The sequence below is a fragment of the Staphylococcus sp. TCBT05 genome, assembly GCF_055179755.1.
This window is the reverse complement of sequence record NZ_JBUQDQ010000005.1, coordinates 354,644-379,181: the sequence shown is the minus strand read 5'-3', so window position 1 is coordinate 379,181 and position 24,538 is coordinate 354,644. Positions and strand designations below refer to the sequence as shown.

Below are 24,538 nucleotides of genomic sequence, written 5' to 3'. Positions count from 1 at the left end.
TTCTTCATAATTTTTGTCTGGAATTTTAAAGGTTATTTTACAGACTTACTCTTCACACTATTACCTATATAGTTATATATGTATTCGGCCGATACACAAATTAATACATTCGGAGGTAAATAATTATGAAGTACGAAGGTGAATATTTTGTAAAGCACGCACCAAGTGTTCCATTTATCATTATTGGTAAGAATAGTAAAGGGAACTTAGTTTATCTGAAAACAGGCCCGAATCCAAAGCGTCAAAAGCGTAATTGGAAAGGAGGTAACAACTAATGACTAACAACATATTCAAGCAATATCCATATTTTTTAAATTCAAATGGCTTTTATGAAGTGATTCCACCTAAAAGTAACAATGATGTAGAAAAAATCATTCAATTGTCTAGTCCCATCATTATTGAAAATAAATTTCTCGACCCGTCTACAGGGGTTGAGAAGTTGATTATTACAGATGGAAAAAATATTGAACGTATTGAAGCGTCAGATATCTTAACATCTTTCAAGCTACCTGGATTGATTAAGTACGGCTTTAACATCAATGAACGGTACATTAAATCATTAAGCTATGCGTTACAATCGATGCGCCAGTCACTTCCATTATCTAAATTATATACCGGCGTAGGTGTATTACAGTCTGATGATGAAGGTACGGTCATTTCATTGGATAAACCATACTTTTCAAAAGAAATAGAGCAATCTCAAGCTAATGAAATCATTTGTGAAACACACTATGATTTACAACCAAAAGGTACTTTCAAAGGCTGGTGGGAGATGTACTTAAAACAAGTTAAAGGGAACTTACTACTAGAACTTGCAGTAGTATTTGCTGCTTCTTCATTAGTTACTGCGTTCCTAAAAACAAGACATGAGGTCGAGTTTGCGGGAACCATATTCTCGTTTATGGGAAATTCAAGCACAGGTAAATCCACTGCAGCTGCTTTAGCTGTTTCAATAGCCGGCAACCCTACTAAAGGTAGTAATACCCTGTTTAGATCATGGAATGGTACTAGAAACGCGCTTGAAGGATATTTAAGTAGTAACTTTGGTGTGCCTATCGTATTAGATGAATTGTCAGCTGCAACCTTCAAAGACACTACTGGATTGTTGTACAGTTTGGCAGAGGGACAAGGCCGACAACGCTCTAATATTGATGGTAATGTCAAAGCACTCAAAAATTGGGGCACCACAGTGATAAGTACCGCAGAACACAGTATTTTAAATGATAGTGCACGTAATGATGGTTTGAACGTCCGTACGATTGAAATATCTGAAGCCTTTACAACAAGTGCTGACAATGCAGATGCAATTAAAAGGGCTACATCGGTCAATTATGGCCATATAATGCCATTAGTAGCTGAATATCTTTTAAAACGTGAAGACGAAGTAATTAAATGGTTTCATGCGGAACATGATTGGTTCAAAAACCAACTAAAAAATGAAACGAGTAATACTGGTATTCGTATGTTCAAACGCTATGCAGTGATTGCGACATCTGCTCGGATATTCGAACGTGTTATTGCAGTACCTATTGATATAGATGTAGTAAGAGAATACTTGGTTAGTTATCACTTGGAGTCAGTTTCAGAACGCTCACTACAAGCGAAATCTATCGAGGTTATTGTTCAGTTTGTAGCGCAAAACCGGGGGAAATTCTCTGAGGATGCCAAGCTATCAAGAATGATTGAGAATTATGGACTTATTGAACTCAAAGAAGACCACATACAAGTTAAAATGCTGAAAAATGTTTTTAAAAACATGTTGGAAGAACATCAATTCCAAGATGTTAATACTGTCATCGATGCCCTTCGAGATAAAGGTTATATGCAATCGGATCGCAACCGTAAAACGACCAAACGTAGTGTCAAAGATGCTCAAGGTAAAACAAAATCGATTGTATTCTATCATCTTAAATTGGATAAAGAGCTTGCCCCTATTTTCGGCTTAAGCTCTAATACTGAAACTTTTACACCACCGCAATTTGATGGTAATACAAATCCAGATTTGCTTAATAACTTTATGAAACAAGCGAAAGAAAAAGAAGCAAATGATGATTTAGACCTATAAATTTGAATATTATACCGCTACAACGCGCTATGCGTTGTAGCTCATTAAATTAATCGGAGGCATAAAAATGAAAACAAATGTCAACTTATTAGATTATACAATTGATTCGGTAGAAGTCGATGATAATCAAAAACCTATTGTCGTTAATTATATCGACAGATACTACCATATGCAACAATATGTATTAACTGAAACGGAACAGAAGCTACTAAAATTTTATCACTTGTACCCTGAATTCATAAATGAAAAAGAGATAACTGAACATATTGTTCCAAGTACACAGAGTGAACGAATAACAATGCAACATGTTATCAATTCAATATAATTTGATATTTGGAGGTTGAACCATATGGACGAATTAATCACATTACTCGCTGATTTAGTGATTGAAGAAATCAATCACTTTGATGACTAATAATAACGCCCAACACCTCACTGGTGTTGGGCTCATCTATAAATTCGTTCATAAATATATATTATCACTGTGGAAGGAGGAAACAGGATGAAACAAGCAATGGGTTACTTACGACAGAGCACTACAAAGCAACAATCCTTAGCAGCACAAAAACAAACCATCAAGGCATTAGCCGAAAAACATAATATTCCACATATTACTTTTTATAGCGATAAACAATCAGGACGTACTGATAAGCGGAATGGTTATCAACAAATTACTGAACTGATTCAACAGGGACAATGTGACGTACTATGTTGCTATCGTCTGAATCGACTTCATCGTAATCTAAAAAATGCATTAAAACTCATGAAATTGTGTCAATCGTATCATGTTCATATCTTAAGCGTTCATGATGGCTACTTCGACATGGATAAAGCATTCGATCGGCTCAAACTCAATATTTTCATCAGCTTGGCCGAACTAGAATCTGATAATATAGGCGAACAAGTCAAAAATGGAATCAAAGAAAAAGCGAAACAAGGTAAACTGATTACAACACATGCACCCTTTGGGTATCACTATCATAATGGTACTTTCACAATAGACACAGTAAAAGCACCAACAATAAAAGCTGTGTTCAATTATTACCTTCAAGGTTATGGTTATAAAAAAATTGCGCAATACTTAGAAGCTGATGATAAATTCATTAATCGCAAGCCCTATCAAGTGCGTAATATTATCCTTAACCCTAATTACTGTGGCCGTGTTATCAATCAATACGGACAATATGAAAACATGTTCCCAGCTATTGTCAGTACAACGATATACGAAGAAGCTCAAGTTACCCGAACTCAGAAACAAGTCAAACGTAAGCCGTCAGAAAATCAACTCAAACAAAAAATCAAATGCCCCTATTGCCATTCGACACTCACAAACATGACCGTCCGAAAACCAAATCATTCATTGCGTTACTATGTCTGTCCGCAAAATATGAATAACGCTCGCTTTGTTTGTGAATTTAAAGGAATCAACGCACAAGAATTAGAAACAAGTGTCTTAACGACTTGTCAGGACTTCTTTCAGAACCAACAGCTGTATTCAAAAATTAACCAAACAATTCAACAACAACTCAAAAGACAAAGAGACATAGAAACTAAAACTACACTCAACCACGAACAGCTAATAGAAAAATTGGCCAACGGCAAAATTGATGCAGAAACGTTCAGAGAACAAACGCAATCATTACATCAACAATCAAAACCTATATCATCAATCAGTGCGTATCAAATTCGAAAAGCTTTCCAAAACATCATTCAACAACGTTTCACACTAAACATGTTGTACCCCTATATTGATGAAATTAATATTTCTAAAAATAAAAGCCTCGCTGGCATCTATTTCAAAAACGAACCACTGAATATTGTAAAGCAGACTATGAAATTATCAATTGTATAATTAAAGAAAGGATAGATTATAATGGATAAAATGAAGAAAAAGCTTGTAGGAGGCTACATTCGCGTGTCCACAGAGAGACAAGTAGAGGGTTATAGCATAGAGGGACAAATTACACAAATAGAGCAATATTGCCAATTTAACGGCTATGAACTCGTTGATATATATGCAGATCGGGGTATATCAGGAAAATCTATGAACCGTCCTGAATTACAGCGCATGTTAAATGATGCTAAAAATGGAAAATTAGACTGTGTTATGGTTTATAAAACAAATCGTTTGGCACGTAATACTTCCGATTTACTTACAATCGTCGAAGAACTTCATCGTCAAAATGTTGAATTTTTTAGCTTGTCTGAACGCATGGAAGTCAAAAATTCAACAGGTAAGTTAATGCTCCAGATACTTGCAAGTTTTTCCGAATTTGAAAGAAATACAATTTTAGAGAACATTTACACCGGACAACATCAAAGAGCTTTAGAGGGCTATTATCAAGGCAATCTTCCATTAGGATATAATAACATACCTGATAATAAAAAAGAATTAATGATTAATCAACATGAAGCTAACATCGTTAAATATATCTTTGAATCTTATGCCAAAGGTCATGGTTATCGTAAAATAGCCAATGCACTCAATCATAAAGGTTATGTCACTAAGAAAGGTAATCCATTTAGTATTTCAGCTGTTACTTATATTCTCTCAAACCCATTCTATATTGGTAAAATTCAATTCGCGAAATACAAAGATTGGAATGATAAACGACGTAAAGGCTTGAATGATAATCCAGTGATCGCTGAAGGCAAACACACACCTATTATTAGTCAAGATTTATGGGATAAAGTACAAGCACGTAAGAAGCAAGTAAGCAAAAAGCCACAAGTTCATGGAAAAGGGACAAACCTCTTAACAGGGATTCTGCATTGTCCAAACCCACAATGTAACGCACCCATGGCTGCCAGCAATACCACCAACACACTTAAAGATGGTACAAAGAAACGTATTCGCTACTATTCGTGTAGTAACTTTCGCAACAAAGGATCAAAGGTATGTTCGGCCAATAGTGTTAGAGCCGATGTCATTGAAAAATATGTTATGGATCAGATACTGGAAATTGTCAAAAGTGATAAAGTTCTCAAACAAGTTGTCGAACGTGTTAATCAAGAAAATCAAGTCGATGTAGCTGCACTTAACCATGATATTGCTTATAAACAACAACAATTTGATGAAATAAACATTAAACTAAAAAATCTAATTCAAACCATCGAAGACAATCCAGACTTAACATCTGCACTCAAACCAACCATTCATCAATATGAAACACAACTCAATGACATTACAAACCAAATGAATCAACTCAAGCAGCAACAAAACCAAGAAAAACCATCTTACGATACGAAGCAAATCGCTGCCCTATTACAACGAATATTTCAAAATATAGAATCCATGGATAAATCCCATCTCAAAGCTTTGTACCTAACGGTTATTGACCGTATTGACATTCGTAAAGATGAGAATCATAAAAAGCAATTCTACGTTACACTAAAACTTAATAATGAAATTATTAAACAACTTTTCAATAATAATAATCTAGACGAAGTGCTCCTCAGCACTTCGTCTTTGTTTTTGCCTCAAACACTCTACTTTCAAATCTAATATCTATGTACTGTCCTTTCGTCATTCAATAACACCCATCTAACCATACTAACAAGTCACAACTCAATGTGAAGCTTATATTGTATGACGAAAGAACATCCCAAAATAAAATATGAACGGGATAGTAACGGGATTGGATAACTTCAAGTGACAGAAGGATTACGCAAGCGTAATCCCGAAATCCCATTATTATTTATAAATAAATAATATAAAAAGAAAAAAGTAAGTCGTAATGACATCTACAAATCCAAATCATATATAAATATATAGCTATATTTCCCGAGAAAAGAGCGGGATAACGGGATTTCCTTGTCATATCAACAATTGTGATGATTTTCGATTGGGATATTCTCTGTATTTCAGTGGGATTTCTAGGCGAAACAAATGGTATTTCAAACTTATATTATCAAAATGATGTATCACATGCATACATCCATCAAATACATTAGGAGGTCATAATGATGACACTAGAACAACAACTCAAGCACTATATAACCAACTTATTCAGTCTACCAAAGGACGAAAAATGGGAATGTGAATCTATCGATGAAATGGCAGATAATATCCTTCCTGGTCAATATGTAAGACTTGGTCCACTCAGTAATAAAATACTTCAAACCTACACCTACTATTCTGATACACTTCACGAAAGTAATATCTACCCTTTCATTCTCTACCATCAGAAACAACTCATAGCCATTGGTTATATTGATGAAAACCACGATATGGATTTCTTATATCTACACAACACGGTCATGCCCCTTTTGGATCAACGATACTTACTAACAGGAGGACAATAATATGCATAAATACATCAAAATTACACAACTCGTCATTACAATTCTTAGTGAAATTATCATTTGGATGAAAGAATCAGAACGAAAGGAAAACGCTTATGAATAGATATATTACCCGCGGTATCGATAACAACTTACCTATCACCTTACAACATCAATTGTGGCAACTCGTAGCACGACGAGAACAAACACAATCAAAAGGCAAGGAATCATTGGATTATTTTCATATATTCCAATTCAATATGCACAATAACCAACTATATATCAAACACAAACAAGAACGTCCTGAATATGTCAAAACGCATAAGGCAAATGTCAAACAGTCTATCGATATCAATAAGGTCTACATTATCCGAGAAGATGATGTAGACCTTTCTTATTACGTCATGTTATTACCAGAAGAATACTAGAGGAGTGAATATTACATGAAAACAATAAAAAATACATTAGAAACTGAAGCCATATTCAGTGATGACCAACAACATCGCTATCTACTTAAGAAAACATGGGACAGTGAAAAACAAACGATCACAATCATTACAATGTACCCGCATTATGATGGTATTCTCAATATCGATCTAACAACTCAACTCATTATGAATAAAGTTACAGAAATGGAAGCATTTGGTTCAATCAATTTTGTGAATCTATATTCTAATATTACAACACCTTTTAATCTTAAACATTCAAAAAATGCTTATGATAATCATACAAATATTCAAATTATGAAAGCAGTGAAAGAATCGGATGAAGTGATATTAGCATGGGGTGCTTACGCTAAAAAACCGATTGTTGAAGTGCGTGTCAATGAAATATTAGAGATGTTGAAAACACATAAAAAGAAAGTGAAGCAACTCATGAACCCCGCAACTCATGAAATCATGCATCCCCTTAATCCAAAAGCAAGACAGAAATGGACTTTGAATGCATAGTCCATATATGGAGGGAAATTTATGAAGGAAATCAATATTGTTTCACTACAAATGATAAAAACAGATACATTGAGTTATCTAAAAACTCGTATTTCAAACCCTGAGGATGTGGCAGAAATTATGCGTTCATTCATTGGAAACAGTGATCGAGAACATCTCATACTTATATGTATGAATAGTAAAAACGAACCTACACATATTCAAACACTATCGATAGGTTCTATTAACCAAACAGTGATTCACCCCAGAGAAATATTCAAAACAGCGATGCTCAGTAACGCCAACAGCATTATGCTAGGACATAACCATCCAAGTGGAGATGTAACACACTTTCCTGAAGATATCAATGTAACCGAACGGTTAATGCTCATCGGTGAAATGATGGGTATTTTATTCTATGACTGTATTATTTCTCAGATAGTCATACTTATTTCATTAGACAATATAACTTAAAGTTAGAAGTATAGCAGTATTTTGACACTCCTATTACTTTTATTTTTTAATATATAAAAACAAACTTAAATTATGATTCTTGACTAAGAAATATTCATAAAATTTTAATAAAAGATACTGTTAGCAAAAGCAATTATAGTCTTTTATCTACCTTTGTTGTTATATGAGGGTAATTCATACAAAAACGGCAATTGTTACAATAGCAATTGCCGTTTGATAAAAATTTTATTTCAAATTCAAATTGTCTCGATAATCTTTAATGATTTGATCATTATCACCAGGATAGAAGTAATAAAGGTCATCATCGCCTAAAGTATTTTCACCATTTAAAGTATGACGATTCACATTTTTTTGCGCAGCTTTATAATCTGAGCGAATATCATTTAAATCAGTTAAACTCAAATCCGTTTCAACATTATCTTCTACCGCATTAAAAATTGAATTAATTTTAGGAATAGAACTTGGATTCATTGATTTTTTAGCTACTGCTTCAATGACGAGTTGTTGACGTGCTTGTCTTCCTTCATCGCCTCCAGCACCCGCTTCTTTTCTACTACGCATAAATGCTAAAGCTTCTTTACCATCCATGTGATATTTTTTTCCTTTTTCAAAAGAATAATTAGATTTGGTAAAATCCCCATTACTAACAACGTCTACACCGTTCACTTCATCAATAAGCGTAGAAACTCCGTCCATGTTAATAGCAGCATAATGATCAATAGGGACATCCATTAATTTTTCTACAGATTTCACTGCCATATCCGGTCCACCATATGCATATGCATGATTAATTTTCTCTTCTGTATCTTTACCAACTATCTTAGCATGTGTATCACGAGGCACACTAATCATTTCTGTCTTTTTATCTTTCGGGTTAATTGAAAGAAGTACGATAGAATCAGATCTTTGACCACCATTCTCAGATGCTCTAACCTCATCAGAATCAATACCGAACAATGCAATAGAAATAGGTTCCCCGTCTTTTAACGGCTTATCTCTCAGTTCAGAATGCTCTCTATCCAAAGGATTATTGATGGATCTATTTAATACTGTTAATTTATAAAAAATAAACGCTGCTGCAAATATTACAAATAACCCTAAAATAATGATTATTGTTAGAATAACTTTTTTTGCTTTTGAATTTTTCTTTCTTTTTCTTCTTTCCATATACCACCCATCCTTACTTTTTGACTAGCAATCTTTTTATAATTTGAATAATACGTTGTTGATCTTCGACTGCCATATCAGAACCAGAAGGTAGACATATACCTTGTTCGAATAAATATTTAGCATTGTCAACACCATCAAAATAATATTCATATTGACTATATAGTGGCTGTAAATGCATTGGTTTCCATACAGGTCTCGCTTCTATATTTTCTTTACTAAGTGCTTCAATTACATCTTTTGCTGAAAATCCTGTTTTATTCTCATCAATCGTTAATGCTGTTAACCATCTGTTAGACTTAGATTTAGGTAGTTCTGGTTGAAATTCGATGCCTTCAATAGTTGACAATTCATGATAATATTTATCAAAAATTGCTCTTCTTTTTTGAACACGTTGCTCCAATACTTCCATTTGCCCTCGTCCGATACCAGCTGATATGTTGCTCAATCTATAGTTAAAACCTAATTCACTATGTTGATAATATATCGCTTTATCCCTAGCTTGAGTTGCTAAGAAAAATGCATGTTCATTTGATTTACTATCATTTGTGACTAACATACCACCACCACTGGTAGTAATTATTTTATTACCATTAAATGAAAAAATACCATAATCGCCAAAACTTCCGCTCATTTCCCCGTGAAATTCTGCACCTAAAGATTCAGCCGCATCTTCGATTAAAGTTACATTATATGAATCACAAATTGCTTTAATTTCATCTAATTTAGCAGATTGTCCATACAAATTAACTGCTATAACGGCTTTTGGTTTAATTGATTTTTTTTCAAATTCTTTGAATGCTTTTTCCAATGCAACAGGCGACATATTCCAAGAATCTAATTCAGAATCAATGAATACAGGTATAGCATTTTGATATAAGATTGGATTAGAAGTTGCACAGAAAGTTAAAGAGGTACAAAATACATAATCCCCTTCTGTTACGCCACTCTCTATCAGTGCCAAATGTATAGCAGCAGTTCCACTACTAACAGCCAATGCTTGATCTATATTGATATAAGATTTTATACTATTTTCAAATTCAGTCACATTCTCTCCTAATGGCGCTATCCAATTCTGTTCAAATGCTCTCTCTATATAAGTTTGTTCATTCCCACCCATATGTGGTCTAGATAAATATACGCGTTCATTTGTCAACTACTCTCACTCCTCCTTGGGTTTTGCTGGTGTACCAACAACTATTTGTTTGTCATTAACATTATTAATAACGGTCGCCCCTGCACCTATGATACAATCACTACCTATTTTTATTTGTGGTAATACTGATGCGCCAATAGCAATATGCGAACGTACTCCTATTGCAACATTTCCAGCTAATGTTGCATTTGGAGAAATATGAACATAATCTTCTATAAAATTATCATGTTCAATAACTGAACCTGAATTGACTATTACATGGTTACCTATTCGTGCGTCTGCATTAATAACAGCATTAGGCATGACAACTGTTCCAAACCCAATTTGAGCACTTGGGCTTACACTCGCAGTCGAATGTATCAGTGCTGGAAATCGATTTTTATGAAGTTGCATTTCTTTAAACAGTTTATTTCTTATAACATTATTACCTATTGCTAAGCAGAAATAATAATCTTCACTATAAAATTTTATATTATCTAAATTATCATAAAAACAATTCCCATTCTCTTCATACGAAGAGAACTTATTATCCAAAAATCCTACGACAGTATAGTCCGGTGATTCATCGATAATATCTTTAATCACTTTAGAGTGGCCACCATTTCCTATTAAGATTATACGTTTCATTAAACATTACCTCTAAATTTTTCTGCAGTGACATGAGATTCAGAACTAATATCTTTTTTCTTCAATACATTTTCTATTGTTTTATATAAAATATACATATCTAGTTTAAATGATTGATTTTCAGCATACCATACATCAAGTTTAAACTTCTGTTCCCATGTTATTGCATTTCTACCATTTGTTTGTGCCCAACCTGTAATGCCCGGTTTAACATTATGACGTTTTCTTTGTTCTTCATTATATAAAGGTAAGTATTCCATTAGTAATGGTCTTGGTCCAACTAAGCTTAAATCACCTTTCAACACATTTATTAATTGCGGCAATTCATCAATACTTGAATTTCTAATTTGAGAACCTAGCTTTGTCATACGTTGCTCATCTGGTAATAATTGACCTTTATCATCTACCTCTGTTGTCATTGTTCTGAATTTGTAAATGTCGAAAGGCTTTTCATATTTTCCAGGTCTAGTTTGTTTGAACAATACTGGTTTCCCCAGTTTTTTTGAAATTAATAGATATGAAACTATTAATATCGGTGAAGATATAACTAATAAACCTAAACTAATTATCAAATCAAACATTCTCTTTAGCATTAGTGCGACCCCTCACTTTCTTACTTATCAAATCGACTAAATATTTCAAGTTGCTTTTTGACAACATCCACTTCATTATAATTGTTTTTTGCTCTTATAAAGCTCGCTTCTTTAAATTTTTTTAATTTATTATTATCATTTGCTAATTCTTCAATTTTATTTGCAATATACATACTTGCTTGTAAAGGAACTAAAAAACCATTCTCATTATCAATTACTTCTTCTCTCGAACCCCGTATGTTTGTTGCAATAATTGCATTTTTCATTGCCATAGCTTCAATGATTGATCTAGGCATACCTTCCCTATAAGATGGCAAACAATATATATCACTTAAAGCTAAATATTCATTAATATTAGTAATTTGTCCTGTAAAAATAATATTTTTTTCTTTTTTATAATTTTTCAAAACTTTTTGTGTTTCATTATCCCTTTCACCTTCAGGTAAATCACCTATAATTATATACTTAATATTTTTTGACGTCAGTTTATTATATGAATCTAAAAGATCTAATATTCCTTTTTCTTTAACTAGTCTCCCAATAAAAGTGACAACAATATCGCCATCTTTAATTTCTAATTCTTGTTTTATACTAGTCAAGTTATCTTTATTTATTGATTCAAAATTAAATTGGTTATCTATGTCTATACCATTGCTAATGTGGAGATAGTTACTTTGCTTCGATTTTTTTAAAAAGTTATTTTTTACTGCTGTGTGATAGTCTTCTTTACTTTGAGTGAATATATAATCAGTAAAGTATTTCCCAATAAATTTCTCAATATTAAAATAAAATTTATATGTCTTTAATGACATACCTTCATGAAAATAAAATCCATGTGCAGTATATATTATTGTCGGCACACCTGCTATCTTAGCAGCAATTCTGCCTAATACTGCAGCTATAGGCGTATGAACATGAACGATGTCTGGTTTGATTTGTTTAAATAACTTTACCATTTTTAAAATAGATTTCATATTACTAATAGGATTTATATTTCTATCAATATTTATATTATGATAGTTGACACCTTGTTTTTTGACTTCATTTATTTGAGAGCCAAAAGTGCTCACGCAATGAACTTCTATGCCATTATTAATACTTGTTTCATTCAAAGTTTTTAAGAGTTTAATATGCGTCATTTCAATTGCAGCAACTTGCACAATTTTTAACATTATAGCCTCCAAAGTTTTTGATTAGCTTGAATATCTTCATGTCTAATATTGCCTTTAATATCAATTATAATTCCGTTTTCTTTTGCCAAATTAATATAATCATCATATTCAGTTAAATATTCACTATGAGGCACTGCAAATAATACTACATCAGCTTTATTTAATTCACTTTTATCTTTCAAATTTAAATTGAACAATTTCTCTGCTTCATTTTTATCTGCTTCAACATCATTCACTGTTACGTTTAGTCCATATTCTTTTAATTCCTCAATGATGTGAATAACTTTTGTATTTCTTAGGTCTGGACAATTTTCTTTAAATGTAAGACCTAACACATTGACTGACGCACCTTGTACTTCTAATCCTTGTTTCAACAATTCTTTAATAACGTTAGAAGCGATATGTTTTGCCATATTATCATTTATTCTTCTACCAGCTAGGATTACTTCAGGATGGTGACCAACTTCTTGAGCTTTATGTGTTAAATAATACGGATCAACACCAATACAGTGTCCACCTACTAAACCTGGTTTAAAATTCAAAAAGTTCCATTTTGTTCCTGACGCTTTTAATACCTCGTTAGTGTCTATGTTTAATTTATCAAAAATGATTGCGAGTTCATTCATTAATGCAATGTTCACATCACGTTGTGTATTTTCAATGACTTTTGCCGCTTCTGCTACTTTAATAGAAGAGGCTTTATGAACTCCCGCTGTGACGACTGAACTATATACCTTTGCGACTACTTCTAATACTTCAGGCGTTTGGCCTGATACAACTTTTGTAATCGTTTCGAAAGTATGTACTTTATCTCCTGGATTAATTCTCTCAGGTGAGTAACCAACAAAAAAGTCTTTACCACAAACAAGTCCAGAATATTTTTCTAATACAGGTACACACTCTTCTTCCGTTGCACCAGGATAAACTGTTGATTCATAAACAACGATTGTGTCTGGTGTAATGAATTTTCCAACAGTTTCACTCGCTTTTAATAATGGCAATAAATCAGGCTTATTATGTTTATCAATTGGTGTAGGTACAGCCACAATAATGAAGTCAGCTTGTTTCAAATCCTCTGTGTTTGATGTATACGTTATATTTGTTTTTTTTAATTTTTCTTCAGTTACTTCATTTGTTCTATCGTAATTATTTTTTAATTCTTGAATCCTTGCTTCATTTATATCAAATCCGATTACTTTATGTTTATTCCCAAAAGTCACAGCTACTGGTAAACCTACATAACCTAATCCAACTACTGCAATATTTCTTTCCATCAAAAAACATCTCCCTAATTTTATTTATAATATTCTAAGTACCAATCAACAAATTTATTTACACCATCTTGAATTGTAGTTTCTGGTTTAAAATCAATATCTCTAAATAAGTCATCAACATTTGCATAAGTTTCAGGTACATCTCCAGGTTGTAAATCCATGTAGTTTTTCTTTGCTTCTTTACCTAATTTATTCTCTATAGCTTCAACAAATTCCATCAATCTAACTGGGCTATTGTTTCCAATATTATAGACTTTATATGGTGCATATGAAGAACCAGGATCTGGATTTGCACCTGACCATTCTTTATTTGGTGATGCTGGTTTTTTAACAAGTCTACTAATTGCTTCAACAATATCATCAACATACGTAAAATCTCTCATCATATTTCCGTGATTATAAACATCTATAACCTCGTCATTTACGATTGCTTTTGTGAATTTAAATAGTGCCATATCTGGTCTACCCCATGGACCATATACCGTAAAGAACCTCAAACCTGTTGTAGGTAATTTGTATAAATGACTATACGTATGTGCCATTAACTCATTTGATTTTTTAGTTGCTGCATATAAACTTAACGGATGGTCTATGTTATCAGAAGTGCTAAATGGTTTTGTTGTATTAGCACCGTATACTGAACTAGAGGAAGCATAAATTAAATTTTGAATATTAAAATGTCTACAGCATTCTAAAATATTCATAAAACCAACAACATTAGAGTCAATATATGCCCTTGGGTTTTCTATACTGTATCTAACACCAGCTTGAGCTGCTAAATTAACTACTACTGCTGGTTGTTCATCTCTAAATACTTTAGATAATTCGTCATAATTTTCTAATTTCAATTTATAAAAAGTAAAACTCTCTTTACCTATTGATTGTAATCTATCTTCTTTCAAAGAAACTGAATAATAATCATTTATACTATCTACACCTATAACTTGATGCTCTTGTCTAATTAATTTTTTCGCAAGATGAGATCCAATAAAACCTGCTGCTCCTGTGATTAATATCTTCATATTTTATATCTCCTTCACTTTTTTGATTGGTACACCTACATAAACGCAATTTTCCTCAGTACTTTTATTTACAACTGCTCCTGCACCAATTACATTTCGTTTATTGATAGTAACGCCACCAAGTACTCTTACTCCAGCAGCAATCCACACGTCATTTTCAATAATAATCCTTTTAGGATCGACTGGATTATACTTAATTGGCGTATTCCTATCATCCCATGTATGATCAGATGAAATTAGTGTTGTATGATTAGCTATCGAAACACTGTTACCAATTTCAATTTTTCCAAATGCATCAATATAACTATATGCATGTATACTTACATCATTACCAATGGATAAATTATCTATATTTTTTATAGTAACGAATTTTCCAATAAAAACATTCCTTCCAATTCTATTTGCATATTTAGTTAAATATAAATAACGATATAATATTGCAATTTTTGATTCGCTTAATGAAAAGATATACCATAAAATATTTGAAATTCCTTTCGGTAATAAATTATATGGTTTTTGCATCATTTTTATAATCAAATATACTTTACTTTTCATTATACTCACTTCTCTCGAAAATAATTTTTATAGTATATATACATCACATATGAAATAGGTAGACAGAGTATTGATAATATAAATGCTGATTTGCTTTTGAATTTAAATTTGCTATTCAATTTCAATTCAATCCAAGATATATCGAATAATAAAATATTTTTTATTTTTTCTTTTAAATTAGGTAATTGATCATTGGCAAACTTTCTATACTCACAATAATTTTCTGCAGATTTAAAATAATTTTGTTTCACTTTACTACTAATACCATCATTTTGATATTCGACAAATTTTGTTTTTTCATTTGATAAATGAAAATTATAGTATCTACTATAATCAAATAGTTGATAGGATGGTGGCATATGGATAGACTCACCATATTGAGGAAATGTCATATTTTTAACTATTTTTGTTTTAAATACATAACATTTATCCCCTTTAATTTGATATTTATATCTTAAATCTACCCAATTTACATTATCAATTTTTGGTAATTTCTCACCTACAATTTCTCCATTTTCAAATGTATCCAGTGAGATTAAAGCATTCATTTCATTATTTTCAGCAAATTGATCAATAAAAAATGCAACAGCCTCAGGGTAAAACCAATCATCGCTATCAAGGCAAGTAAATAGTTCTCCATACGCACATTTCAAACCTATATTAGTAGCTATATGTTTCCCACCGTTTTTTTGCTTTATATATCTAATTGGAAATTTTTCTGTTATAAATGTTTTCACTATTTCTTCAGTATCATCTGTGGATCCATCATCTACAATTAACCATTCAAATTCATAATTTGTTTGATTAACTAATGAATCAAATAATCTAGGTAGCGTATGTGCTCTGTTATATGTTGGGGTGAAAATAGTCAATTTTGTCATTTATTATCTCCAATCCTACCAAGTAAGTTTATAAACTCTTCACCTTTATCTTTAGGAATTATTCTATTATTATGAAGATTGTTTTTTATTTTTGTATAAATCTGTTTATCTTCATACAACTCAATAATTTTCTTCGCTATTTCACTGCCATTCATATTTGTAATGAATCCATTTTCACCATTGATAATTTGTTCATAAACTGTATCAAAGTTAGTAGCAACAATCGGTATTTCATAATAAAGTGCTTCATCAATTGTGTTTGACTTACCTTCAAATCTGGAAGGATGTACAAGAACATCCATTTTTTTTAGGATGTTTCCTGTATTGAATTTAAATCCTATTGGCAAAACTAATTTTTCTAAACCATTTTTTCGTATTTCTTCTTTTAACCATTCTTCCAGTTTTCCAGTTCCAACAATATACCATTTAAATTTTATTTCCTGGTTTTTCAAAATTTTAGCCGCTTCCACTAGTAAATCTAAACCTTTGTCATTGTCCAACCTACAGATTGTACATAAATTCATATAATCAAAATCTGTATCAAAATCCTCACTATCTATATTTTCATATAACTTAATCGGTAGACTGTTGTAGTATACATAAGGGGTTATATTGAATATTTTCTCAAAACTTTCAGCAGTCATATTCGAAACAGCAATCATTCCATCCATTTTTTCGAAATATTGCTTATCCAACTGATGATCTCTTTTTAATACTTTATAATCAGTCCTTATCCAACCAATTTTGTGATTAGCTTTAATATAATCTTCTATAAAATAAACTGAATGACCTCCAGATACACCAACTGCAAAATCATAATGTTTTGTAAAATCCTCATCATTCCATTTATTCTTTATCCAAAATTTCTGTTTGCTTTTAGTATTATCCTGTAACTTTAATTGACTTTTAATTACAAAAATTAGCGTCTTTAAAATCAACAATGGTTTATTTAAATTTCGCATCATATTTGTAAATAAGTTACTTTTATCTAAAATTAATAATGAATACTTACTTGGAACTTGAATAACATTTACATAATCTGGAATATAATGCGTCAATTTATCTTGCTGATTTAATATCATTAAATCAATTTTCACATCATTACTTTTTAATTCATAGAATAAGTTCACAAGACTTTTTTGCGGGCCACCAAAATTAAAATTATTTACTACAAATAACAATTTCATTTCTTCACTCCTCTAGCTGGTATGCCGACGACCGTTTCATTTTCATCAACATCTTTTAAAACTAGTGTCATGGCTCCAATTGTGGCATTATCGCCAATTTTTATACCGCCAATTATGGTAGAGCCGGCCCCTATAAATACATTATTACCAATTATAGGTGTGCCGTGTTTTCCTCTCCCACCTATCGTCACATTTTGCTGGATTTTACAATTTTCTCCAATTTTTGCATTTGAATGAATAACACATCCTAAACCACTATGTGCAAAAACTGTTCCTTTTCCAATTCTCACACTTCTTGGTATATCACAAGCAAATATAAATCGGTTTGATTGTTGCATTAACCTCGGTAATATTGGAATATTTTTTTGATAAAGTGTAGTCATTAATATAATTGCTTTATTCATTAATGATTGCTTTTTCATTTTTTTCACCCCTTGCATCTTTAATAACATAATAGACCCAATACCAATTATTAAATATTAATTGAATAATCAGTAATGGCATTATCAAGTATAATAATGTTGATTCAACGAATGTCAGCACAACAACCTGTACAACAATAGTTATAATGGCAGATATTAAAAACTGTTTATAATGCGGAATTTTGTTTTTAGTTGTTAAAAAAGTTGTAAACAAAATTTGATTGTTATATAAGAATCTATATACTATTACAATTAACATTAGACCAATTGGTAATAGTGTGTAGTCAGCCCCAATTAAATTTAGCGCGAAATTACCAAATACTAATAACAAAGCAAACGCAATAAAGTTAAAAATATAATTTGTTACCATTGATTTAGTAAATAATTTATGTAATTCATCAAACTGCTTTCTAACTCTCAAATAGTTAAATTTTGATAAATAAGTATTAAAATAAGAATTCGATAAAGTTAAAATTAATGTAATTATTTGGTTTATCAAACCAAATTGCCCAGAGACATTTAGAGATAGGAAATATGAACATAATATTATTGGAAAGTTTATGACTAAATAATTAGATAAAGATAAAATGCCTGTTTTCACAGTATTAGGTAAAAATGCCTCAAAAATTTCCTTATCATATTTAACTTTTATTTTCTTCCTTGTTACTTTTGTTTCATTCGTAAACCTATAATAATTAAATGATTGTAGTAATCTGTTTACAATTACAGAAACAAGGTATGCGAATGAAACTCCAATTATTCCGTATCCCACCACTAAAAGTAAAATTGATAATATAAGTTGGGTTACTTTAGTAATCACTAAAATTTGATTATATACTTTTATAGCGCCAATCCCTTTTAAAATAGCATTCCAAAAAGAAAATGCAACATTCAAGACAATAGATAACATATAAAAAAACCATGCGATTAATGCTTCATATAAGTCAATTTCTCCATTAGTAATTTGAAGTAAATATAAAGTACCAAAAGTCATAAATATAGTTAATATTATTATACCCATAACGTAGTAAATAAATTTTACAGTTGATAAAACCTTTATAAAGTATCCAATATGTATTCCATTTTCTTTTACATCAGTTTCATCAAAGCCTTCTTTTTTAACAGTTTTAGCGCCTGACCATAAATAACTTATATTCCTAGCAATGACTGTTTGAAATCCAAAATCAATAAGCATTGCTAAACCATATAATGAAGTAAATGTATACCATAATCCCAGTTCAGCTGAATTTAAAAATTTTAATATAATCGGTAAAAGCATAATGTTGATACCTTGTACCATCGCTAAACTTATATAACTCCATGCTACATCTTTTTTTCCAATATTCATGGACTACACCTTCTTAATTATAAACTTCTTGTTAAGATAACTTATCATCAATAAAATAATAAAGAAATTTGTGAAAAATGACATTTGAATCGTTGCATTCGCCATAAAAAATAGTGATAACTTAATACATAAATATGACATAATATATATTTTAAATACTGAGTCACTCTTATATATTTTTTTATCCAACACCATAACTAAGATAATACTAATAAAAGAAAGTATTGGAGCTAAGTACGGACCAAAGTATAAGTAACCTTGTCCAATCATTGGTAATATTTGATCTGAAACCAATGGCCTCTGATAAAAAACTTCATTAAATGATGTTAGAGCACTTTGATGTTGTCCAAACAATGAATTCAAAAACACAACTGACCTAAATAATTCACTAATAATTGCATCAAATTGAAATGGTGCATAAACATAGCTAGTATCAATTGAATGAGCTACATTTGATACCCCTGAAAAATATAATTGCAAATCAGTATTAAGATTTTCAAATGTACTACTAGATTTAGCAGTAGATGTATTTCCTTGTGTAGCAATCGTGTTTTGTTTTAACAAAGTAGACACTGCTATTAATAATAATGACATGCCTACCGATAATATAACAATTAACTTTCTATAATTTTTATACAAAATAAAAATAGTGAATAATCCAGTTGCTAAAGGTAAAATTATGCTAAATCTACTCGTACCAGTAATAAAAGATGATGATATTCCTATTACTATAAATGATAGAAATAACCATATGATATTTTTGTTATATTCATAGAATCTATATATCCAATTTAACACGCCTATTGTAGCTACAACTTGCCCAAGTTGGACTATTAAGAAAAATAATGAAACTGAGTCTACCACATCTTTACTTTTCAATTGAGAAGCAGACCAAATAAAAGTGTATCTTGCAAGCACTTCTGGATTGAATAATACAACCACAAAACTTAAGAGTACATAAGCCCAACCAAATAAATTAGGTTTAGCTTCCATTTTTCTAAATTCAGTTTTACTAGAATAAAATCGTTTATATAGAAGGCAGAATGTTACAATAATTACTATCATTTCAAATAGCATTAAATTAATTGCTTTGGTTTGAGAACCAAGAGATGTGGACATACCAATTCCAACATTCACACCGTAAATAGACATTAACAATGGAGAAATGACATACCTTATTAACATTGTTATATTTACAATGGTAATTCCAATATTATAAAACATATATCTACTAAACATTGGAAATAAAAAGTATAAACACATAAATAATAAAGGCAGTGCTATTAAATTGTTTGGTAATTGAATGTCGCTTAGCATTATTGAAACAATGCTTATGAGAGACAAGATTAAAACTATGATTCTATAAAAAAGTGTCATTTTATAACTTCCTATTAGCAAATTGTATTAATTTTTCTTTTGATTCATTTTTGTTAGTAAAAAATTCATTAATAACTTCATCTAACTCACTTTTTGGAATAGTGATTGCTTTACCGCGATAAATTTTTTCATATACTTGTTCAGAATGTATTTCATTTTTATTTAATAATTCTTCAAATAATTTTTCACCTGGTCTCATACCAGTAAACTCTATACCTATATCTTCTTCTTTTTTACCGCTTAAGCGAATAATATTTTTAGCTAAATCAACTATTTTGACTGGTTCTCCCATATCCAAAACAAATATTTCTCCCCCAGTTGCTATGGCACCTGCTTGTAGTACAAGTCTAGACGCTTCTGGAATCGTCATAAAGTAACGTGTCATATCTGGGTGAGTAACAGTTAATGGCCCACCGGCCTCTATTTGTTTTTTAAATAATGGGATTACGGATCCCCTTGAACCTAATACGTTTCCAAACCTTACGGCAACAAGATCCGTTTTAGAATTTTCGTGATTTAAACATTGAATATACATCTCAGCCACTCGCTTCGTAGCTCCCATTACGTTAGGTGGGTTAACTGCTTTGTCCGTAGAAATCATTACAAATTTATTTACTTCAGCATTTATTGCTGCCTCAGCAGTATTTCTTGTTCCCAATATATTATTTCTCATTGCTTCAAATGGATTTGCTTCCATTAAAGGTACATGTTTATGTGCCGCAGCATGATAAACAACATATGGTTTATACTTCAACATTACTTCTTGTAATCTCGATTTATTTTGAACATCAGCAATCACTGGTATAATTTCTATTTTATTTTTATACAACTTTGTTAATTCTTGATTTATTAGATAAATGCTATTTTCACCATGTCCTAATAAAATTATTTTGCTTGGTTCAAATTTGCATACCTGCCTACAAATTTCAGAACCAATAGAACCTCCTGCGCCAGTCACTAAAATTGTTTTATGAGAAAGTTCGTTTGATATAAGTGCCATATCTAATTCCACTGGTTCTCTACCTAACAAATCTCCTACATCTATTTTTTTTAGTTGATTTACTTCTATATCGCCAGACAACACATCTTCAATGTTTGGCATTTTAAATAATTCTATTCCTTCGATATTACATATATCATTTATTTCTTTAAGTCTCTTTGCACTTAGAGTAGGTATTGCTATTATAATTTTTTTGATTTTAAATTTTTTCACTAATTCAGGAATATCTTTTATGTACCCTTGTACCTTTACACCTTCTGTAATAACTATTTTTTGTTTGTTTTTATCATCATCTACAGCTAACACAGGTTCCATTTTCATGTCAGCACTTCTTAACATTTGACGGACTAACATTGATCCGCCTTGACCAGCACCTACTATTAATGTTGGTTTCTTTTTTATATTTCTACCAATTATATATTTTCGATATACTCTCCAAAATAATCTAGAGCCACCTATTAGTATTAAATGCATCATCCAAGTTATAAAATACAACCTAAAGAATGGGCTACTACCGGTTATAAGAGAAACAACAATTAATGTAATTAACACTGAAGAACTTACTGATTTTACAACTAACATCAATTCATTTACACTAGCATATTCCCAAGCCCTATGATATAAGTTGAATAATGCCGCAAACGCATGATGTGAAATAAGCAATATAACAGATGCTAAAATTAATAAATCAATAGTATAACTTTCAAAGTATGGTTCTAATATAAAATATCCTAAAAACACAGAAAACGTTACAATTACCGAATCTATTATGACTAACATAATTAGACGTAATCTTGCAGAAATTTGTGCCACCTATAAAATCCCCTCATTCATTTTTTGAAAATTCCAAATCTTTTTATATGATTATAATCTTGCGTTGGAATCTCCTTCATTAATTTTTTATCTTCAATAATTAATTTTGCATTTTCAATCAATTCAGCGATTTCTTTCCTATAATTTTTAAGTTTTTTATCATTTAATAATGATTTCATTAAAAATGGTCTTTCATTAACACTATGTGCATCCGAAGCAATAAAATGCGTAAGATTATTATCAATCATTTGCAAAGTCACTTTCTTAATATTTTTGCCCATACTACCATTTAATGATGTAGATGTTATTTGACTTAAAGCACCACCATTAACTAACTGAAATAACAGATCTAAGTTTTGTGCAATTGCTCTATTCCTTTCAGGATGAGCGATTATAGGAATGTATCCTAAAACTTGTAGCTCATTCAATAAATTTTGAGTGTAATGTGGAACTTCATTTGAAGGAAGCTCAATTAATAAGTAACGAGAGTTATTTATTCCTACTATCTTTCCATTATCAATTTCCGGAAGTATTTGGTCTGTAATACGAATTTCTTGACCATAATAGAATTCAATACCTAGTTTTTTAATTTCTTCAATAGATATTATCTCATTCACCTTTGACTTCACATTATCTACAGGATTGTTATATCTTGTATGCAAATGATGTGGTGTTGCTACAATACTAGTAATACCTTCTTCCTTCGCTTGAGTTATTAAACTTATAACGTCTTCCTTTGTTTTTGGACCATCATCAGCTCCAATCAATATATGATTGTGTATATCTATCATATTTACTCATCCCCATAATAATAGTAATAACTTGAACCTTTTTCGATTGTCATTTTATTTAAGACTGCACCGATAACTTTCCCACCTGATTTAATCAATAATTCTTTAGCTTTTTTCACTTCATTTTTTTCATTTTTTGAACCATCTATCACTAACACACAATCTCTAACACCTTTAGCATATAATTGTGCATCTGTAACAGTAGTCACTGGCGGTGTATCAATTATAATAAAATCAAAACCATCAGTTAATTTGTTAAGTAATTCGTGGAAATTTGTTGATGTAATAAGTTCTGACGGATTTGGCGGTATTGGACCTGAAGTTAGGACATTTAAATTCTCAATATGCGTTTCTTTTATAGCATCAGTCTGAAGTGTTTTGCCAATTATTAAATTAGATAAGCCACTATGATTTGCTAGATTGAAAATATTTTGTTGAGTTGGTTTTCTCATATCGCCATCAATAATTAAAGTGTTATAGCCTGCTTGCGCATATGTAATAGCAATATTTGCAGTTATTGTACTTTTACCTGATGCTGTTTTTTCAGATGTAACTATAAGTGATTTTATTTCTGAATTCGCACCTGAGAACATAATATTTGATCTAATCCCTCTAAACTTTTCACTAATTGTAGACTTAGGATTGTTATGAACGTATAAAGGTGATATTGTTTTTTCTTTTTTCTTTGCCATAAATAATATCCTTCCTTATTTAAATTTTTGTATTGAACCTAAAACTGGAATATCTAATTCATCTTGTACATCTTGTTCATTTTTAATGCGTGTATCAAAGATTTCTCTTAAAACTATTACAACCGCTGCAACCATTAAACCTATTACTATGCCAAGTAAAGCATTTACTAACATTTTAGGTTCAGTTTGAGTTGCAGTGTCATCTGCTTTAGATAAAATAGATACATTGTCTATGTTCATAATCTTAGGTGTTTCATCACTAAAAACTTCAGAAAATACATTTGCTATTTTTTCTGAATCATTCTTATTCGCACTTTCAACTGCAATATTTAAAATTTGTGATTCAGTTTCACTTGTTGCTGAGATCATACTTGATAATTCTTTTGCCGAATATTTGTTATCTAACTCTTTTGAAACTTCTTCTAACATACGAGGGCTTGTTGCAATTTCGGCATATGTATTCACCAATTGAATATTACTTTGAACTTGTTGAGCCTGCATTGCGGAATCGCTTTCTTTTTCGTTAACTATTACTTGTGTTGATGCTTGGAACATTGGTTGAACTAAAATTAAAGAGCATAGAAGACCTATAATTAAACCAACTATTGGTAAAATTATGATTAAATTAAAATTTCTTTTAATTATTCTCCATATTTTTATTAAATCTACTGAATTCTCCATGAAAACCTCCTGTTATTTTCCCTCAAAT

Annotated in this window: 25 protein-coding genes and 1 pseudogene; 9 read left to right on the top strand and 17 right to left on the bottom strand. The window is 31.1% G+C overall.

All coding sequences use genetic code 11. The annotated features are described in order from the left end of the window. Positions 1-143 precede the first annotated feature (143 nt). The 9 genes and pseudogenes from ACY191_RS01690 to ACY191_RS01650 all read left to right on the top strand — a co-directional run. Positions 144-275, top strand: a pseudogene (locus ACY191_RS01690) (cassette chromosome ssDNA-binding protein); the annotation flags it as partial. Beyond that, positions 275-2,065, top strand: coding sequence for a cassette chromosome replicative helicase (gene cch1, locus ACY191_RS01685; RefSeq protein WP_232160406.1), 1,791 nt, complete (start codon positions 275-277; stop codon positions 2,063-2,065). The pseudogene ACY191_RS01690 and the gene cch1, both read left to right, overlap by 1 nt. Positions 2,066-2,132: 67 nt before the next feature. After that, entirely contained in the window at positions 2,133-2,390 is a 258-nt protein-coding gene (locus ACY191_RS01680) for a hypothetical protein (protein ID WP_232154156.1), read from the top strand. A gap of 177 nt (positions 2,391-2,567) precedes the next feature. Continuing rightward, a complete protein-coding gene (gene ccrA, locus ACY191_RS01675) occupies positions 2,568-3,917 on the top strand; it encodes a cassette chromosome recombinase CcrA (RefSeq protein ID WP_463269856.1) in 1,350 nt (449 codons plus the stop codon). 21 nt (positions 3,918-3,938) lie between these two features. Continuing rightward, on the top strand, positions 3,939-5,570 hold the full coding sequence (gene ccrB / locus ACY191_RS01670) for a cassette chromosome recombinase CcrB (protein ID WP_463269855.1): 1,632 nt from the start codon (positions 3,939-3,941) through the stop codon (positions 5,568-5,570). 461 nt (positions 5,571-6,031) lie between these two features. Continuing rightward, positions 6,032-6,370, top strand: coding sequence for an SAUGI family uracil-DNA glycosylase inhibitor (locus tag ACY191_RS01665; protein WP_463269916.1), 339 nt, complete (start codon positions 6,032-6,034; stop codon positions 6,368-6,370). Positions 6,371-6,465: 95 nt separating this feature from the next. Beyond that, on the top strand, positions 6,466-6,777 hold the full coding sequence (locus ACY191_RS01660) for a DUF960 family protein (protein WP_107642238.1): 312 nt from the start codon (positions 6,466-6,468) through the stop codon (positions 6,775-6,777). 15 nt (positions 6,778-6,792) lie between these two features. After that, positions 6,793-7,299, top strand: a complete 507-nt coding sequence (locus tag ACY191_RS01655) for a DUF1643 domain-containing protein (RefSeq protein WP_268559789.1) — start codon at positions 6,793-6,795, stop codon at positions 7,297-7,299. 21 nt (positions 7,300-7,320) lie between these two features. Beyond that, on the top strand, positions 7,321-7,752 hold the full coding sequence (locus ACY191_RS01650) for a JAB domain-containing protein (protein WP_463269854.1): 432 nt from the start codon (positions 7,321-7,323) through the stop codon (positions 7,750-7,752). Positions 7,753-7,977: 225 nt separating this feature from the next. Here the strand turns inward: ACY191_RS01650 and ACY191_RS01645 are convergent, their stop codons facing one another. The 17 genes from ACY191_RS01645 to ACY191_RS01565 all read right to left on the bottom strand — a co-directional run bounded on the left by ACY191_RS01645 (position 7,978) and on the right by ACY191_RS01565 (position 24,510). After that, on the bottom strand, positions 7,978-8,919 hold the full coding sequence (locus ACY191_RS01645) for an LCP family protein (protein ID WP_463269853.1): 942 nt from the start codon (positions 8,917-8,919) through the stop codon (positions 7,978-7,980). 13 nt (positions 8,920-8,932) lie between these two features. Continuing rightward, positions 8,933-10,039 carry a DegT/DnrJ/EryC1/StrS family aminotransferase gene (locus ACY191_RS01640; protein WP_217874014.1) on the bottom strand — a complete coding sequence of 369 codons (1,107 nt, stop codon included), beginning with the start codon at positions 10,037-10,039 and terminating at the stop codon, positions 8,933-8,935. Positions 10,040-10,081: 42 nt separating this feature from the next. Beyond that, positions 10,082-10,702 (bottom strand): acetyltransferase, encoded by a 621-nt coding sequence (locus ACY191_RS01635; protein WP_426829090.1) that lies wholly within the window; start codon positions 10,700-10,702, stop codon positions 10,082-10,084. Further along, the gene (locus tag ACY191_RS01630; protein WP_426829089.1) at positions 10,702-11,295 is read right to left on the bottom strand and encodes a sugar transferase; all 594 of its coding nucleotides are present in this window, start codon (positions 11,293-11,295) and stop codon (positions 10,702-10,704) included. The genes ACY191_RS01635 and ACY191_RS01630 overlap by 1 nt, the downstream gene beginning before the upstream one ends. Positions 11,296-11,315: 20 nt before the next feature. Then, complete coding sequence (locus tag ACY191_RS01625; RefSeq protein ID WP_426829088.1) at positions 11,316-12,467, bottom strand: glycosyltransferase family 4 protein; 1,152 nt, start codon at positions 12,465-12,467, stop codon at positions 11,316-11,318. Beyond that, positions 12,467-13,741, bottom strand: coding sequence for a nucleotide sugar dehydrogenase (locus tag ACY191_RS01620; protein ID WP_463269852.1), 1,275 nt, complete (start codon positions 13,739-13,741; stop codon positions 12,467-12,469). The genes ACY191_RS01625 and ACY191_RS01620 overlap by 1 nt, the downstream gene beginning before the upstream one ends. A gap of 20 nt (positions 13,742-13,761) precedes the next feature. Next, positions 13,762-14,763, bottom strand: a complete 1,002-nt coding sequence (locus ACY191_RS01615) for an NAD-dependent epimerase (RefSeq protein ID WP_426829086.1) — start codon at positions 14,761-14,763, stop codon at positions 13,762-13,764. A 3-nt stretch (positions 14,764-14,766) separates the two neighbouring features. Continuing rightward, entirely contained in the window at positions 14,767-15,318 is a 552-nt protein-coding gene (locus tag ACY191_RS01610; protein ID WP_426829085.1) for an acyltransferase, read from the bottom strand. A 5-nt stretch (positions 15,319-15,323) separates the two neighbouring features. Further along, the gene (locus ACY191_RS01605) at positions 15,324-16,199 is read right to left on the bottom strand and encodes a glycosyltransferase family 2 protein (RefSeq protein WP_316673198.1); all 876 of its coding nucleotides are present in this window, start codon (positions 16,197-16,199) and stop codon (positions 15,324-15,326) included. Continuing rightward, on the bottom strand, positions 16,196-17,386 hold the full coding sequence (locus ACY191_RS01600; protein WP_426829084.1) for a glycosyltransferase: 1,191 nt from the start codon (positions 17,384-17,386) through the stop codon (positions 16,196-16,198). Before ACY191_RS01600 ends, ACY191_RS01605 begins: the two co-directional genes overlap by 4 nt. Beyond that, entirely contained in the window at positions 17,383-17,808 is a 426-nt protein-coding gene (locus ACY191_RS01595; RefSeq protein WP_135024295.1) for a serine O-acetyltransferase, read from the bottom strand. Before ACY191_RS01595 ends, ACY191_RS01600 begins: the two co-directional genes overlap by 4 nt. Beyond that, on the bottom strand, positions 17,783-19,156 hold the full coding sequence (gene wzx / locus ACY191_RS01590) for an O-unit flippase-like protein (protein WP_463269851.1): 1,374 nt from the start codon (positions 19,154-19,156) through the stop codon (positions 17,783-17,785). The genes ACY191_RS01595 and wzx overlap by 26 nt, the downstream gene beginning before the upstream one ends. Before the next feature lie 3 nt (positions 19,157-19,159). Next, a complete protein-coding gene (locus ACY191_RS01585) occupies positions 19,160-20,341 on the bottom strand; it encodes a hypothetical protein (RefSeq protein WP_426829082.1) in 1,182 nt (393 codons plus the stop codon). A 193-nt stretch (positions 20,342-20,534) separates the two neighbouring features. Next, entirely contained in the window at positions 20,535-22,346 is a 1,812-nt protein-coding gene (locus ACY191_RS01580) for a polysaccharide biosynthesis protein (RefSeq protein WP_463269850.1), read from the bottom strand. A gap of 17 nt (positions 22,347-22,363) precedes the next feature. Beyond that, positions 22,364-23,137, bottom strand: coding sequence for a tyrosine-protein phosphatase (locus ACY191_RS01575; protein ID WP_426829080.1), 774 nt, complete (start codon positions 23,135-23,137; stop codon positions 22,364-22,366). 2 nt (positions 23,138-23,139) lie between these two features. Then, complete coding sequence (locus ACY191_RS01570) at positions 23,140-23,829, bottom strand: polysaccharide biosynthesis tyrosine autokinase (protein ID WP_463269849.1); 690 nt, start codon at positions 23,827-23,829, stop codon at positions 23,140-23,142. Positions 23,830-23,844: 15 nt separating this feature from the next. Next, positions 23,845-24,510, bottom strand: coding sequence for a YveK family protein (locus ACY191_RS01565; RefSeq protein ID WP_038679421.1), 666 nt, complete (start codon positions 24,508-24,510; stop codon positions 23,845-23,847). Positions 24,511-24,538: the final 28 nt, after the last annotated feature.

What these genes read in the sequence shown, in the direction of transcription:
- cch1 (WP_232160406.1), top strand. Translation starts at nt 275, where the DNA reads ATGACTAACAACATATTCAAGCAATATCCATATTTTTTAAATTCAAAT.
- ACY191_RS01680 (WP_232154156.1), top strand. Translation starts at nt 2,133, where the DNA reads ATGAAAACAAATGTCAACTTATTAGATTATACAATTGATTCGGTAGAA.
- ccrA (WP_463269856.1), top strand. Translation starts at nt 2,568, where the DNA reads ATGAAACAAGCAATGGGTTACTTACGACAGAGCACTACAAAGCAACAA.
- ccrB (WP_463269855.1), top strand. Translation starts at nt 3,939, where the DNA reads ATGGATAAAATGAAGAAAAAGCTTGTAGGAGGCTACATTCGCGTGTCC.
- ACY191_RS01665 (WP_463269916.1), top strand. Translation starts at nt 6,032, where the DNA reads ATGACACTAGAACAACAACTCAAGCACTATATAACCAACTTATTCAGT.
- ACY191_RS01660 (WP_107642238.1), top strand. Translation starts at nt 6,466, where the DNA reads ATGAATAGATATATTACCCGCGGTATCGATAACAACTTACCTATCACC.
- ACY191_RS01655 (WP_268559789.1), top strand. Translation starts at nt 6,793, where the DNA reads ATGAAAACAATAAAAAATACATTAGAAACTGAAGCCATATTCAGTGAT.
- ACY191_RS01650 (WP_463269854.1), top strand. Translation starts at nt 7,321, where the DNA reads ATGAAGGAAATCAATATTGTTTCACTACAAATGATAAAAACAGATACA.
- ACY191_RS01645 (WP_463269853.1), bottom strand. Translation starts at nt 8,919, where the DNA reads ATGGAAAGAAGAAAAAGAAAGAAAAATTCAAAAGCAAAAAAAGTTATT.
- ACY191_RS01640 (WP_217874014.1), bottom strand. Translation starts at nt 10,039, where the DNA reads ATGGGTGGGAATGAACAAACTTATATAGAGAGAGCATTTGAACAGAAT.
- ACY191_RS01635 (WP_426829090.1), bottom strand. Translation starts at nt 10,702, where the DNA reads ATGAAACGTATAATCTTAATAGGAAATGGTGGCCACTCTAAAGTGATT.
- ACY191_RS01630 (WP_426829089.1), bottom strand. Translation starts at nt 11,295, where the DNA reads ATGCTAAAGAGAATGTTTGATTTGATAATTAGTTTAGGTTTATTAGTT.
- ACY191_RS01625 (WP_426829088.1), bottom strand. Translation starts at nt 12,467, where the DNA reads ATGTTAAAAATTGTGCAAGTTGCTGCAATTGAAATGACGCATATTAAA.
- ACY191_RS01620 (WP_463269852.1), bottom strand. Translation starts at nt 13,741, where the DNA reads ATGGAAAGAAATATTGCAGTAGTTGGATTAGGTTATGTAGGTTTACCA.
- ACY191_RS01615 (WP_426829086.1), bottom strand. Translation starts at nt 14,763, where the DNA reads ATGAAGATATTAATCACAGGAGCAGCAGGTTTTATTGGATCTCATCTT.
- ACY191_RS01610 (WP_426829085.1), bottom strand. Translation starts at nt 15,318, where the DNA reads ATGAAAAGTAAAGTATATTTGATTATAAAAATGATGCAAAAACCATAT.
- ACY191_RS01605 (WP_316673198.1), bottom strand. Translation starts at nt 16,199, where the DNA reads ATGACAAAATTGACTATTTTCACCCCAACATATAACAGAGCACATACG.
- ACY191_RS01600 (WP_426829084.1), bottom strand. Translation starts at nt 17,386, where the DNA reads ATGAAATTGTTATTTGTAGTAAATAATTTTAATTTTGGTGGCCCGCAA.
- ACY191_RS01595 (WP_135024295.1), bottom strand. Translation starts at nt 17,808, where the DNA reads ATGAAAAAGCAATCATTAATGAATAAAGCAATTATATTAATGACTACA.
- wzx (WP_463269851.1), bottom strand. Translation starts at nt 19,156, where the DNA reads ATGAATATTGGAAAAAAAGATGTAGCATGGAGTTATATAAGTTTAGCG.
- ACY191_RS01585 (WP_426829082.1), bottom strand. Translation starts at nt 20,341, where the DNA reads ATGTTAATAAGGTATGTCATTTCTCCATTGTTAATGTCTATTTACGGT.
- ACY191_RS01575 (WP_426829080.1), bottom strand. Translation starts at nt 23,137, where the DNA reads ATGATAGATATACACAATCATATATTGATTGGAGCTGATGATGGTCCA.
- ACY191_RS01570 (WP_463269849.1), bottom strand. Translation starts at nt 23,829, where the DNA reads ATGGCAAAGAAAAAAGAAAAAACAATATCACCTTTATACGTTCATAAC.
- ACY191_RS01565 (WP_038679421.1), bottom strand. Translation starts at nt 24,510, where the DNA reads ATGGAGAATTCAGTAGATTTAATAAAAATATGGAGAATAATTAAAAGA.